This is a genomic window from Streptomyces bullii (genome assembly GCF_042657145.1).
Lineage (GTDB): Bacteria > Actinomycetota > Actinomycetes > Streptomycetales > Streptomycetaceae > Streptomyces > Streptomyces bullii.
Map to the genome: position 1 here is coordinate 100,967 of NZ_JBHSNY010000006.1, position 11,497 is coordinate 112,463.

At 71.6% G+C, this 11,497-nt stretch carries 11 protein-coding genes and 1 pseudogene; 8 read left to right on the forward strand and 4 right to left on the reverse strand.

What is annotated here, in order from left to right:
• Positions 1-78 precede the first annotated feature (78 nt).
• Positions 79-1,215 carry an N-methyl-L-tryptophan oxidase gene (gene solA / locus ACFPZJ_RS17980; RefSeq protein ID WP_381022330.1) on the reverse strand — a complete coding sequence of 379 codons (1,137 nt, stop codon included), beginning with the start codon at positions 1,213-1,215 and terminating at the stop codon, positions 79-81.
• A gap of 266 nt (positions 1,216-1,481) precedes the next feature.
• On the opposite strand from solA, the gene ACFPZJ_RS17985 reads away from it, so the two are divergent.
• The 4 genes from ACFPZJ_RS17985 (at position 1,482) to ACFPZJ_RS18000 (ending at position 5,403) form a co-directional block, all read left to right on the forward strand.
• Positions 1,482-3,101 (forward strand): PucR family transcriptional regulator, encoded by a 1,620-nt coding sequence (locus tag ACFPZJ_RS17985; RefSeq protein ID WP_461095457.1) that lies wholly within the window; start codon positions 1,482-1,484, stop codon positions 3,099-3,101.
• Positions 3,102-3,218: 117 nt separating this feature from the next.
• Positions 3,219-4,289: a Rieske 2Fe-2S domain-containing protein gene (locus tag ACFPZJ_RS17990; RefSeq protein ID WP_381022332.1), complete on the forward strand. Its 1,071-nt coding sequence runs from the start codon at positions 3,219-3,221 to the stop codon at positions 4,287-4,289.
• A complete protein-coding gene (locus tag ACFPZJ_RS17995) occupies positions 4,286-4,471 on the forward strand; it encodes a hypothetical protein (protein WP_381022334.1) in 186 nt (61 codons plus the stop codon). The genes ACFPZJ_RS17990 and ACFPZJ_RS17995 overlap by 4 nt, the downstream gene beginning before the upstream one ends.
• Complete coding sequence (locus ACFPZJ_RS18000) at positions 4,468-5,403, forward strand: PDR/VanB family oxidoreductase (protein WP_381022337.1); 936 nt, start codon at positions 4,468-4,470, stop codon at positions 5,401-5,403. The genes ACFPZJ_RS17995 and ACFPZJ_RS18000 overlap by 4 nt, the downstream gene beginning before the upstream one ends.
• Here ACFPZJ_RS18000 and ACFPZJ_RS18005 read toward each other — a convergent pair.
• Positions 5,318-6,169 (reverse strand): IclR family transcriptional regulator domain-containing protein, encoded by an 852-nt coding sequence (locus tag ACFPZJ_RS18005; protein WP_381022339.1) that lies wholly within the window; start codon positions 6,167-6,169, stop codon positions 5,318-5,320. The two genes, ACFPZJ_RS18000 and ACFPZJ_RS18005, sit on opposite strands and share 86 nt — an antisense overlap.
• A gap of 212 nt (positions 6,170-6,381) precedes the next feature.
• On the opposite strand from ACFPZJ_RS18005, the gene ACFPZJ_RS18010 reads away from it, so the two are divergent.
• The 4 genes and pseudogenes from ACFPZJ_RS18010 to ACFPZJ_RS18025 form a co-directional block, all read left to right on the forward strand.
• The gene (locus tag ACFPZJ_RS18010; RefSeq protein WP_381022342.1) at positions 6,382-7,356 is read left to right on the forward strand and encodes an ABC transporter substrate-binding protein; all 975 of its coding nucleotides are present in this window, start codon (positions 6,382-6,384) and stop codon (positions 7,354-7,356) included.
• Positions 7,353-8,126 (forward strand): ABC transporter permease, encoded by a 774-nt coding sequence (locus ACFPZJ_RS18015; protein WP_381022344.1) that lies wholly within the window; start codon positions 7,353-7,355, stop codon positions 8,124-8,126. The genes ACFPZJ_RS18010 and ACFPZJ_RS18015 overlap by 4 nt, the downstream gene beginning before the upstream one ends.
• Positions 8,123-8,902 carry an ABC transporter permease gene (locus tag ACFPZJ_RS18020; RefSeq protein ID WP_381022347.1) on the forward strand — a complete coding sequence of 260 codons (780 nt, stop codon included), beginning with the start codon at positions 8,123-8,125 and terminating at the stop codon, positions 8,900-8,902. The genes ACFPZJ_RS18015 and ACFPZJ_RS18020 overlap by 4 nt, the downstream gene beginning before the upstream one ends.
• 20 nt (positions 8,903-8,922) lie before the next feature.
• Positions 8,923-9,702: pseudogene (locus ACFPZJ_RS18025) on the forward strand (ABC transporter ATP-binding protein); the annotation flags it as partial.
• A gap of 79 nt (positions 9,703-9,781) precedes the next feature.
• Here the strand turns inward: ACFPZJ_RS18025 and ACFPZJ_RS18030 are convergent.
• Positions 9,782-10,453, reverse strand: a complete 672-nt coding sequence (locus ACFPZJ_RS18030; protein WP_381022350.1) for a GntR family transcriptional regulator — start codon at positions 10,451-10,453, stop codon at positions 9,782-9,784.
• 42 nt (positions 10,454-10,495) lie between these two features.
• Entirely contained in the window at positions 10,496-11,497 is a 1,002-nt protein-coding gene (locus ACFPZJ_RS18035) for a proline racemase family protein (protein ID WP_381022352.1), read from the reverse strand.

The window sequence follows — 11,497 nt, forward strand, 5'->3', positions numbered from 1 at the left end:
TGATCGTTTGGGATTTTCCGGACACGCCTGTGGCAGGCGTCCCGGCCAGGGGCACGCCGGGGCCGAAAGGGCCGTGGGTCAGACGGCGCCGACCGCGGCCGGCGCGAGGAAGTCGACGGGATGTTCCGTGACGCCGTCGAGCGCGAAGTCGGCGGCGATCTCTCCCATCGCGGGCGAGAGCTTGAAGCCGCTGCCGGAGAACCCGGCCATCACGACGATGTCGTCCTCTCCGGGGAGATGACCGACGAGCGGGTTCCCGTTCTCGGTGTAGCCCTCCATGTAGACCGACAGCCGGATGGGGTCGGGGTTCAGGTCGGGCATCAGTTCAGCGATGAGCTCGCGGAAGAGATCGAGTTCCTCCGGGCGGACCGTGCGGTCGAGTCGTTCGGGGTCGGGAACCGGCAGATAGCGCGCGAGGGACAGGCCGAGCTTGACGGAGATGCCGTCGGGCGACGGAAGTCCGTAGCAGTCGTGAGGTGTGCTGCGTACGAAGGCGGGGGCCCCGCCGGCGAACCAGTCGTGGCGGGTGGGGATGTGCCAGGAGCTGATCAGCCGGCGGACGTCGACCGTCCGCGGAAGGTCCGGGAGCAGTGTGTTGATCCAGGGGCCCACGGTCACCACCGCGGCGTCCACATGGTCGGTGCCGTGGTCGGTGACGATGTCCACGCCGCCGCCCGCGGCGGGCGCGACGTCGCGGACCGTGGTGTAACGGTGCAGACGAGCGCCCAGCTGTTCGGCGCGCCCGGCGGCGGCCTGGATCGACGCCTCGGGCCTGATGATGGCTCCCATCCGGTCGAGTACGGCGGTGTGCCCCTCGGGGAGGCGGTGCTGCGGGTAGCGGCGGGCCAGGTCCTCACGGTCCAGCACCTCGTGATCAAGCCGGTGGGTGGCGCTGGAGGAGAGCAGGAGGCGCATGGACGGTGCGGTGGCCTCTCCCATCACCAGGCATCCGCTGCGGCGTCGCAGTGGACAGCCCGTTTCCCGCTGGAGCCGGTCCCACAGCCGGTCAGCGAGCCGCAGCAGGGGGATGTAGCCGGGCTCGCCGAGGTGGGCCGCGCGGAAGATGCGGGTCTCGCCTCCTGCCGCGCCGCGGTCGTGCCCAGGCGCGTACCGGTCGTAACCGATGACCTCGGCCCCGCGGGCGGCCAGCCGCCACATCGTCTGGCTGCCCATGGTGCCGACACCGATCACGGCGACCCGCTTCGGGGTGCTCATGGGGCGCTCCTTTGCCGGGAAAGACCGGGCGACGGTCGTGGAACGAGCACCGCCGGCCGCCCCGATTTCGGTTGCTGCTGGGATGACGTTCACTCTCGCGGCGGCCGACTTCGCAGGTCAACCCACACTCTGTTCCACAATGAGGCCTCCTTGAGACGGTCTGTCACGGCGGAGCGGACGACTCCGGGAATGAGCGGGCAAGCCCTTGTCAGGGGGGCGGACCAGGTGCGAGGGTGTGCCTCACCCCTTGGACGAAAGCGCCACCGATGCTGATGAAACACCCCTCGACCGGGCGATTCCTCACAGTTCGGGAAGTCCTGGAGCTCCCCGTTCTCGTCGAAGGGCTGCCGCGCGTCCTCGCCGGCGAGTCACAGCTGGACCGCGCGGTGCGGTGGGTGCATGTCACCGAACTGCTCAATCCGGCGGATTTCCTGGAGGGCGGCGAGCTGGTGCTGACGACCGGCATGCCGTATCCCGAGGACGCCTCGAAGCTGCGGGGCTACGTCGATCAACTCGCCGACGTCGACGCGGCCGGCCTGATCCTGGAGCTCGGTCACCGGTACCGGAAGGTGCCCGACGAACTGGTCGCGGCCTGCCGCGCACGCGAGGTGCCGCTGGTCGAGCTCGCCCGCGGCGTCCGGTTCATCGACGTGACACAGACGGTGCACGCCCTCGTCCTCGACGCCCAGGGGGCACTGCTGCGCCGCGGCAGGGAGATCCAGGACATCTTCACCGCCCTGACCCTGCGAGGCGCCGGTCCCGAGGAACTGGTGCACACCACCGCGGAGCTCACCGGAGCCCCCGTGGTGCTGGAGGACCTCACCCACCGGGTCCTGATGTGTGAACTGCTCGGCCGGCCCTACGAGCCGGTGGTGTCGGCCTGGTCCCGGCGTTCCCGGGCCGCACCGACCCTGGAGAAGATCGCGCCGAGCGGCCCGGAGGGATGGCTGATAGCCCCGGTGCGGGACCACCACGGACCGTGGGGGCGGCTGATCCTGCTGGACAGCCGGCGGAGCCCGGAGCCCGACCCGGAACGCGTCCTGGTACTGGAACGTGCGGCGGTCGCCCTGACCATGGCCCGCCTGGCCGGACCGGCCTGGTGGGAGCGCCGGGCCCACCGCTCCGTGCTGCGGGACCTGTGCGAACGGCGCTTCCGCTCCCCCGCGGACGCCCGCGCCCGCGCCGAGGCGCTGGGGCTGCCGGCCTTCGGGCACCGTCTCTTCGCCGTGCTGATCCGCCACACACGTACCGGCGGCGAGGGCGAGCAGCTCGACGAACGGATCGCCAAGGAACTGGCGCAGAGCGGGACACGCGCACTGGTCGGCGAGATGGCCCCGGGCCGGATCGGCATACTCCTGGCGCTGGCGCAGGCCAGCGCCTGGCAGCCGGTCGCCGAGCGGATCGGCCGTCTGGCACGCGAGGAGCTCGGCCCGGACTCCGTCGTCGCCGTCGGCCCCGGCGTGACCGACCTGTCCGGGATCGCCCGGTCATGGCAGGAGGCCGAGCAGACCGCCGAGGCCATCACGCCGGCGTCCCCCGACCGCTGGTTCTACGTCCCCGCAGACGTCGGGCTGCCGGAACTCCTCGGTGTGCTGCGGGACGACACCCGCCTCCAGCGGTACGCGGAACGGCAGCTGCACCGCCTCATCGAGCACGACGACCGCAACGGCGGCGACCTGCTGCCCGCGCTGCGCGCCTATCTGACGGCAGCCGGAAACAAGTCGGTCGCAGCGAAACGGGCCGGCATGTCCCGGCAGGCGTTCTACCAGCGTCTGCACACCATCGAACGGCTCCTGGGCTGCGACCTGGAATCGGGGCTGCAGTGCACGTCCCTGCACGTCGCGGTGCTGGTCCTGGACTCGCGAGCAGCCGCTCCCGGCGCGTGACAGCGGCTGCCCGAGCAGGTCTTCGCATCGGTCCTTCCACGAGACGGAAGCCGTATTGCGCCCCGTGCGGGCCCTCCCGACGATGTCGTCACCACGAGAGATACGGGAGCCAGCCCCATGCCTCATATGACCGCCTTCGCCAGGAACCAGTGGTACGTCGCCGCCTACAGCCACGAGGTCGGACGGGAGTTGCTCGGCCGGACGGTCCTCGGGGAGCCGCTCGTGCTGTACCGGAGCGAGGAGGACGGGACGCCGGTCGTCCTGCACGACCGCTGTGTGCACCGCCGATACCCGCTGTCCGAGGCCCCGACCCGCCTCGACGGCGACCGGATCGTGTGCGGGTACCACGGGTTCACGTACGACACGACCGGTACGTGCGTGTACGTGCCGGGGCAGAAACGCATACCGCGCACCGCGCGCGTCGCCTCCTACCCCGTCGTCGAGCAGGACTCCCTGATCTGGGTGTGGATCGGCGACCCGGCCCTCGCCGACCCGCGGAGCATCCCGCGGGCGCGGCACCTGGACTCCCCCGGCTGGGTCACGGTCCGCGGCATGGAACCCATCGACTGCGACTACGGCCTGCTCGTCGACAATCTCCTCGACCTGTCCCACGAGACGTATCTGCACGGCGGTTACATCGGCACCCCCGAGGTCGCCGAGACGCCGATCACGACCGAGGTCGACGAGGGCGCGGGCATCGTACGGGTCAGCCGGCACATGGACGACGCCGAGTGCCCGCCGTTCTACGCCAGGTCGACCGGTATCGAGGGCCGGATCACCCGCTGGCAGGACATCGAGTACCACGCGCCCTGTCTGTACCTGCTGCACAGCCGTATCGCCCCCGTCGGCGTGCTTCCCGAGCCCGACGGCAGCGACCCGCACGGCTTCCACACCGAGATCACGTACTGCATCACGCCGTCCGGCGACGGCACGGTGTACGACTTCTGGGCGGTCTCACGGGACTGGGCGACGGACGACGACGAGGTCACCGAGTTCCTGCGTGGCAACAACCACACGGTCGTCATGCAGGACGTCACGGCCCTCGACCTGCTCCAGAAGACCCTCGGCACCGAGCGGCACGGGTACCAGGAGCTGAGCATCAACATCGACACCGGGGGCCTGGCCGCCCGCCGCATCCTCGCCCGGCTGGTCGAGGAGGGCGCCAAGCCCGTGGAGAAGGTCCAGTGAGCGCGCCGTCCCACCCCTTCGCCACCCGCGAGATCTACCGCATCGACTGGCTGCCGGGCACCGACGTCCTGCACGGCACCTGCCACTGCGGCCGCGAGCACACCTGTCAGGATCCGGTCGAGATGTGGGAGTGGATGCTGGCCCACCCGCGAGGACACCAGACGCAGGGAAACGCCTCATGAGCCCGTACGAAGCCGAACTCGTGGTGGCTCAAAAGGAGTTGGTGGCCGACGGAGTTCTCGCCCTCACGCTGCGCCATCCGCTGGGCGAGGAGCTGCCGGCCTGGGAGCCGGGCGCCCACATCGACGTGGTGCTCGGCCCGGAGCTGGAGCGGCAGTACTCGCTGTGCGGCGATCCGGCGGACCGGTCCGCCTGGCGGATCGCCGTCCTGCGGGAGCCGGCCGGACGCGGTGGCTCGGCCTACGTGCACGACCAGTTGGGCGAGGGCGACAAGGTGCGGGTGCGCGGTCCGCGCAACCACTTCCCGCTGGAGCCCGCCGCCCGCTACCGCTTCGTCGCGGGCGGCATCGGTATCACCCCGATCCTGCCGATGCTGGCGGCGGCCGAGGCGGCGGACGCCGAGTGGACGCTGCTGTACGGCGGGCGCACCCGCCGGTCGATGGCGTTCACCGGGGAACTGGCCCGGTACGCAGGCCGCGTGACGATCGCGCCCGAGGACGAGACCGGGCTGCTGGATCTGGGGCCGGTCCTGGACGACGTCCCCGACGGCACGCTCGTCTACTGCTGCGGCCCCGGGCCGCTGCTCGACGCCGTCGAGGAGCGCTGCCCGTCCGGGGCGCTGCGCGTGGAGCGGTTCCAGCCCAAGGGGCAACCGGCGGGCCTGGAGGCGGAGTTCGAGGTCGAGCTGGCGCAAAGCGGCAGGACCGTCACCGTGCCGCCCGGGGTCTCGGTGCTCGACGCCGTGCGCGCCGCCGGCGTCGAGGTGCTCTACTCCTGCACCGAGGGCACCTGCGGCACCTGCGAGACCGACGTCCTTCAGGGTGACCCGGACCACCGGGACTCGGTGCTCACGCAGGAGGAACGGGACTCCGGGGAGACGATGATGATCTGCGTGTCCCGGTGCCTGGGAAGGCGGCTCGTCTTGGACCTGTGATCCTCAGGTCCGCCTCGATCCGCGCCACGGTCGCCAGCAGATGCGGCAGCAGGTCGCGGCGGACGGCCTCCACCGAGGTGCGCCCGGCGTGCACGGCGAGGTTCACGCCGGCCACCACCTCGCCGTCCCGGTCCCGCACCGGGGCGGCGACCGAGCGCAGCCCCTCCTCCAGCTCTTGGTCGACCAGGGCGTGGCCCTGACGGCGGACCCGGCGCAGTTCGGCCCGCAGGGCGGACTGCGAGGTGATCGTGCGCGGGGTCAGCGGGCGCAGCTCGGTGCGGGCGAGCCGGACGTCGAGCTCCTCCCCCGGCAGATGCGCGAGCAGCACCCGGCCGACGGAGGTCAGGTGCGCCGGGAAGCGGGTGCCGACCGTGACGGACACCGTCATGATGCGGCGGGTGGGGACGCGGGCGAGGTACACGATGTCGTCGCCGTCCAGGACGCACAGCGACGACGACTCCCCCACCTGCGCCACGAGATGCTGCAGATGCGGCTCGGCGATCTGCGCCAGGGTGAGGCCGGCGAGGTAGGAGTAGCCGAGCTCCAGCACGCGCGGCGTGAGGCGGAAGAACCGGCCGTCGGTGTGCACGTAACCCAGGTCGGCGAGCGTGAGCAGGAAGCGCCGGGCGGCGGCCCTGGTCAGGTCGCAGGCGCGGGCGACCTCGCTGAGCGTCAGCGCCGGACGGTCGGCGTCGAAGGCGCGGATGACCGCCAGGCCGCGCTCGAAGGACCGGACGAAGTGCGGTGCGCGAGCGGCGTCGGTCATCGGCGGCCTCCGGGAGGACGTACGAACGTACGCGGAGCGCACGCTACGAGCGCGCCTGCGGTGCTGTCAACGATGCGAATGTTCAACTTCCCTGTGTGGTAAGGGCATTGACCATGTGAGGGGCCGGGCTCTACGTTCCCGCTGAGCACGAGTGTGCTGTGCGCGCACAGCTGTCGGAGTCCCGGGAACAGTCCCTCTAGGGAGTCGGAGTCATGCGTCGTCGTCTGCTCGTCGGCCTCACGGCCGTGTCCGTCCTGGCCGCCACGACGGCGTGCGGCTCGTCCGACGGCGGTGGCGCCCGGGGAGCGGACGCCTCGTCCGGCGGCACCACCACCGTCAAGGTGGGCATCGTCCCCATCCTGGACGTCGCCCCCGTGTATCTGGGCCGGCACAAGGGCTTCTACGCCGAACGCGGCATCAAGCTGGAGCTGCTGCCCGCGCAGGGCGGCGCGGCGATCGTGCCGGGTGTCGTCTCCGGCCAGTTCCAGTTCGGCTTCAGCAACACGACCTCCCTGCTGGTCGCCCAGTCCAAGAACGTGCCCGTCAAGGCCGTGGCGAACGGTGTGGCGTCCACCGGCGAGGACGGCGCGGACTTCGCCGCCGTCACCGTCGGGAAGGGCTCGCCGATCAAGTCGGCCAAGCAGTTGGAGGGCAGGAAGGCCGCGGTCAACACGCTCAACAACATCTGCGACACCTCCATCAAGGAGTCGGTCCGCAAGGACGGCGGCGACCCCTCCGAGGTGGAGTTCGTCGAGATGCCCTTCGACCAGATGCCGGCCGCGCTGGCCGGCGGACAGGTCGACGCGGCGTGCACCCCCGAACCGGCGCTCGCCACCGTGGAGGCCGCGGGCGGCAGGGAGATCGCCTCCAACTTCTACGACGTGTCGCCCGACCTCACCGTCGCCCTGTACTTCACGTCCCAGCAGTACGCGCAGCAGAACCCGGACCTGGTGAAGCGGTTCCGGGAGGCGACCGTCGAGTCGCTGGCGTACGCCGACCGCCACCCGGACGAGGTCCGCCGGATCCTCACCACCTACACCAAGATCCCCGGCACCCTGCTGGAGAAGCTGACGCTGCCCCGCTGGCCCGCCGAACCGGACCGCGCCTCCATCGAGCGGCTGGCCGAACTGGGCCTGCGGGACGGCCTGTTCGACCAGCGGCCCGACCTGGACAAGCTGCTGCCGTGAGGGGCGAGAACGCGGCGCTCGGCGCGGCCGGGCTCGCGGCGTTCCTCGCCCTGGTCGAGGCGGTGCCGCGCGCCGGGCTGGTCGAGGAGGACTACTTCCCGCCGCCCAGCCGCATCGCCGGCGCGCTGGCCGGGGAGGTGTCCGACACCGCGTTCTGGACGGCGCTCGGTGACACCCTCACCGGCTGGGCGCTGGGCCTGGCGATCGCGGTGGCCGCGGGCATCGCCGCCGGTGTGCTGATCTCCGTCGTGCCGTATCTGCGGCAGGTGACGGCCTCGACGATCGAGTTCCTGCGCCCCATCCCGTCGGTCGCGCTGATCCCGCTGGCCGTCCTGCTGTACGGCACACAGCTGCGGTCGGTGCTGCTGCTGGTGGTGTACGCCTCGTTCTGGCAGGTGCTGATCCAGGTCCTGCACGGCGTGCGGGACGTCGACCCGGTCGCGGAGGAGACGGCACGCTCGTACGGCCTGGGCCCCTGGGCGCGGGTCCGGCACGTGCTGTGGCCGACGGCGCTGCCGTACGTCATGACCGGGGTGCGGCTGGCCGCGGCCGTGGCGCTGATCCTCGCCGTGACCGCCGAACTCGTCATCGGCGCCCCCGGCCTGGGCGCGCGGATCGCGGTGGCACAGACCTCGCAGGCGGTGCCGGAGATGTACGCGCTGATCGTGGTCACCGGTCTGCTGGGGCTGCTGATCAACATGGGCGCCCGGGCGGTGGAGCGGCGGGCGCTGGCCTGGCACCAGTCGGTGCGCGGGGAGGTGGCGGTGTGAGGGGCGTGCTGCTGCGGCTGTGCTGCGCGCTCGCCCTGCCCGCGGTGCTGCTGGCCCTGTGGTGGGCCGCGTCCGACGGGAGCACGAACGTGTACTGGCCACCGCTGCGGACGATCCTCGGGGCGTTCCCGGACGTGTGGACGGGTGAACGGCTGCGCGGGGACGTGGTGCCGAGCGTGCTGCGTCTCGCCGCGGGCTACGCCCTCGCGTCCGCAGTGGGGGTCGCGCTGGGCACGGTCGTCGGCTCCTCCCGGCGGGTGCGGGCCGTGTGCGAGCCGGTCCTGGAGTTCTGGCGGGCGGTGCCGCCGCCGGTGCTGGTGCCGGTCATCATGCTGTTCGCGGGCATCGGCGACACGATGAAGATCGTGGTGATCGCCGCCGGCTGTGTGTGGCCGATCCTGCTCAACACGGTGGAGGGCGTGCGCGCGGTCGACCCGGTGCTGGCGGAGACGGCCCGCTCCTACGGCATCACGGGCGCCGCGCGCCTGAAGGACGTGGTGCTGCGCTCGGCGAGCCCGCAGATCTTCGCGGGGCTGCGGCAGGCCCTGTCGATCGGCATCATCCTCATGGTCATCAGCGAGATGTTCGCGGCCAGCAACGGACTGGGTTTCACCATCGTCCAATTCCAGCGCTCCTTCGCCCTGCCGGAGATGTGGACCGGCATCCTCGTCCTGGGCCTGCTCGGCTTCGTCCTGTCGGTCCTCTTCCAACTGGTCGAACGGCGCGTGCTGGGCTGGTACCACGGGCTGCGCGCCGCCACCCGCCGGTCCCGGTGAAGCTCGTGAAAGGGCGGTCCATGCACGCGTTGCTCGCGGTCTCCGGCCTGCGGAAGGTGTACGAGGGGTCCGGCCGCCGGACGGAGGCGGTCCGCGACCTGACCTTCACCGTCGCGGCCGGTGAACTCGTCTGCCTGGTCGGCCCGTCGGGCTGCGGCAAGACGACCCTCCTGAAGTGCGTCGGCGGGCTGCTCGCACCGACAGCGGGCGAGATCACGCTGGCGGGACGGCGGGTGGACGGGCCGCCGCCCGGGATGGCGTTCGTCTTCCAGGAGTACGGGCGCAGCCTGTTCCCGTGGATGCGGGTCGGCGACAACGTCGAACTCCCCCTGAGGCAGAAAGGGTTGTCGAGGACGCGGCGCCGGGAGCTGGTCGCCGACGCGCTGGACTCGGTGGGGCTCGCGGACGCGGCCGGAGCGTATCCGTGGCAGCTGTCGGGCGGCATGCAGCAGCGGGTGGCCATCGCCCGGGCGCTGGCGTACGAGCCCGAGGTGCTGCTGATGGACGAGCCGTTCGCGGCGGTGGACGCGCAGACGCGGGCGGATCTGGAGGACCTGGTACGGCGGCTGTGGCGCGAGCGCGCCATGACGATCCTGTTCGTCACCCACGACATCGACGAGGCCGTGTACCTGGGCGAGCGGGTGATCGTGCTGTCCGCCTCCCCCACCGTCGTCCAGGAGCAGCTGAAGATCGATCTCCCGGACGAGCGGGACCAGTTGCACACGCGGGTGGCGCCCCGCTTCGCCGAACTGCGGAGCCATGTGTACGAGCAGATCCAGACGGCGAAGCGTGGGCCTCTCGGCAGGTCGTCAAGGACACGCCTCCACCTCGCTGAACCGGGCCGCCACGCACTTCGGGCCGTCCGCGCCGAGAACACGCTCAGGGAGCGGCCCACAGTCCGCGGACGTGCCCGAGGTGCCGGGTCATCACGGTCCGTACGGCCTCCGCCTCCCGGGCGAGCAGCGCGTCGAGGAGTTCGAGGTGCTCCTCAGCGGAGGCCTCCAGCCGGCCCGCCTCGGCCAGCGCCGTCAGCCCGTACAGCCGGGAGCGGCGTCTGAGGTCCCGTACGACCTCCACCAGGTGGTCGTTTCCGGCCAGGGTCAGCAGGCCCAGGTGGAAGCGCAGGTCGGCCTCCACGTACGCGATGAGGTCGCCCGACGCGGCCGAGGTGACGATCTCCTGGGCGATGGGGCGCAGCTCCTCCAGGGCGACCGGGTCGGCGGTGGCCGCGAGGCGCACGGTCGTCGGGATCTCGATCAGTGACCGGATGTGGGTGTACTCGTCGAGCTGTTTGTCGGACACGGCGGTGACGCGGAAGCCCTTGTTGGGCACGGTGTCGACCAGGCCCTCGCGGACCAGGTCGAGCATGGCCTCGCGCACCGGCGTGGCGGAGACACCGAAGCGGGCGGCGAGGCCGGGCGCCGAGTACACCTCGCCGGGCCGCAGTTCACCGGCGATCAGCGCCGCCCGCAGCGCGTCCGCGACCCGCTCCCGGTAGCTGGGCTTCCTGCCGCCCAGCGAGGGCAGGGCGGGACTGTGCTGCGGGGTCATGGCGGTCGTCCTCCTTCGGTCACGGGACATTATCGGCGGGCCCTAGAGCACGAACCCGGCCGGGAACGGGTCTTCGGGGTCCAGCAGGTACTGGGCGGTGCCGGTGATCCAGGCGCGGCCGGTGAAGCTGGGCAGCACGGCCGGGAGGCCCGCCACCTCCGTGGTGCCGAGGAGACGTCCGGTGAAGCGGGTGCCGATGAAGGACTCGTTCACGAACTCGGAGTGCAGCGGGAGTTCCCCGCGCGCGTGCAGCTGGGCCATGCGGGCGCTGGTGCCCGTGCCGCAGGGCGAGCGGTCGAACCAGCCGGGGTGGATCGCCATCGCGTGCCGGGAGTGGCGGGCCGTCGAGCCGGGGCCGGCCAGGTACACGTGGTGGCAGCCGCGGATGGAGGGGTCCTCCGGGTGGACCGGCGGGTCCTCGGCGTTGACGGCGTCCATCAGCGCCAGGCCCGCCGCGAGGATGTCGTCCTTGCGCGATCGGTCGAAGGGCAGCCCGAACCGCTCCAGCGGCAGGATCGCGTAGAAGTTGCCGCCGAAGGCGAGGTCGTACGTCACCGTACGGCCGTCGGGCAGGGTGGCCTTGCGGTCGAGGGCGACGGCGAAGGACGGCACGTTGCGCAGGGTGACGGCTCCGGCGGCGCCGTTCCGCACGGCGACCTCGGCGACGACCGGGCCCGCCGGGGTGTCCAGGCGGATGGTGGTGACCGGCTCGGTGACCTCGACCATGCCGGTCTCGACCAGCACGGTCGCGACACCGATCGTGCCGTGCCCGCACATCGGCAGGTAGCCGGACACCTCGATGTAGACGACGCCCCAGTCGCAGTCGGGGCGGGTCGGCGGCTGGAGGATCGCGCCGCTCATCGCGGAGTGCCCGCGCGGTTCGTTCATCAGCAACTGCTTGATGTCGTCGCGGTGGTCACGGAAGTACAGCCGCCGCTCGTTCATCGTCGCGCCGGGGATCGTGCCGATGCCGCCGGTGACGACACGGGTCGGCATGCCCTCGGTGTGCGAGTCGACGGCGTGCAGGACGAGCTTGCTGCGCAT

Coding starts and splice junctions, on each gene's coding strand:
- ACFPZJ_RS18030 (WP_381022350.1), bottom strand. CDS start 10,453: ATGACCCCGCAGCACAGTCCCGCCCTGCCCTCGCTGGGCGGCAGGAAG.
- ACFPZJ_RS18000 (WP_381022337.1), top strand. CDS start 4,468: ATGAGCCCGTACGAAGCCGAACTCGTGGTGGCTCAAAAGGAGTTGGTG.
- ACFPZJ_RS18010 (WP_381022342.1), top strand. CDS start 6,382: ATGCGTCGTCGTCTGCTCGTCGGCCTCACGGCCGTGTCCGTCCTGGCC.
- ACFPZJ_RS17985 (WP_461095457.1), top strand. CDS start 1,482: ATGCTGATGAAACACCCCTCGACCGGGCGATTCCTCACAGTTCGGGAA.
- ACFPZJ_RS17990 (WP_381022332.1), top strand. CDS start 3,219: ATGCCTCATATGACCGCCTTCGCCAGGAACCAGTGGTACGTCGCCGCC.
- ACFPZJ_RS18005 (WP_381022339.1), bottom strand. CDS start 6,169: ATGACCGACGCCGCTCGCGCACCGCACTTCGTCCGGTCCTTCGAGCGC.
- solA (WP_381022330.1), bottom strand. CDS start 1,215: ATGAGCACCCCGAAGCGGGTCGCCGTGATCGGTGTCGGCACCATGGGC.
- ACFPZJ_RS18035 (WP_381022352.1), bottom strand. CDS start 11,497: ATGCGCAGCAAGCTCGTCCTGCACGCCGTCGACTCGCACACCGAGGGC.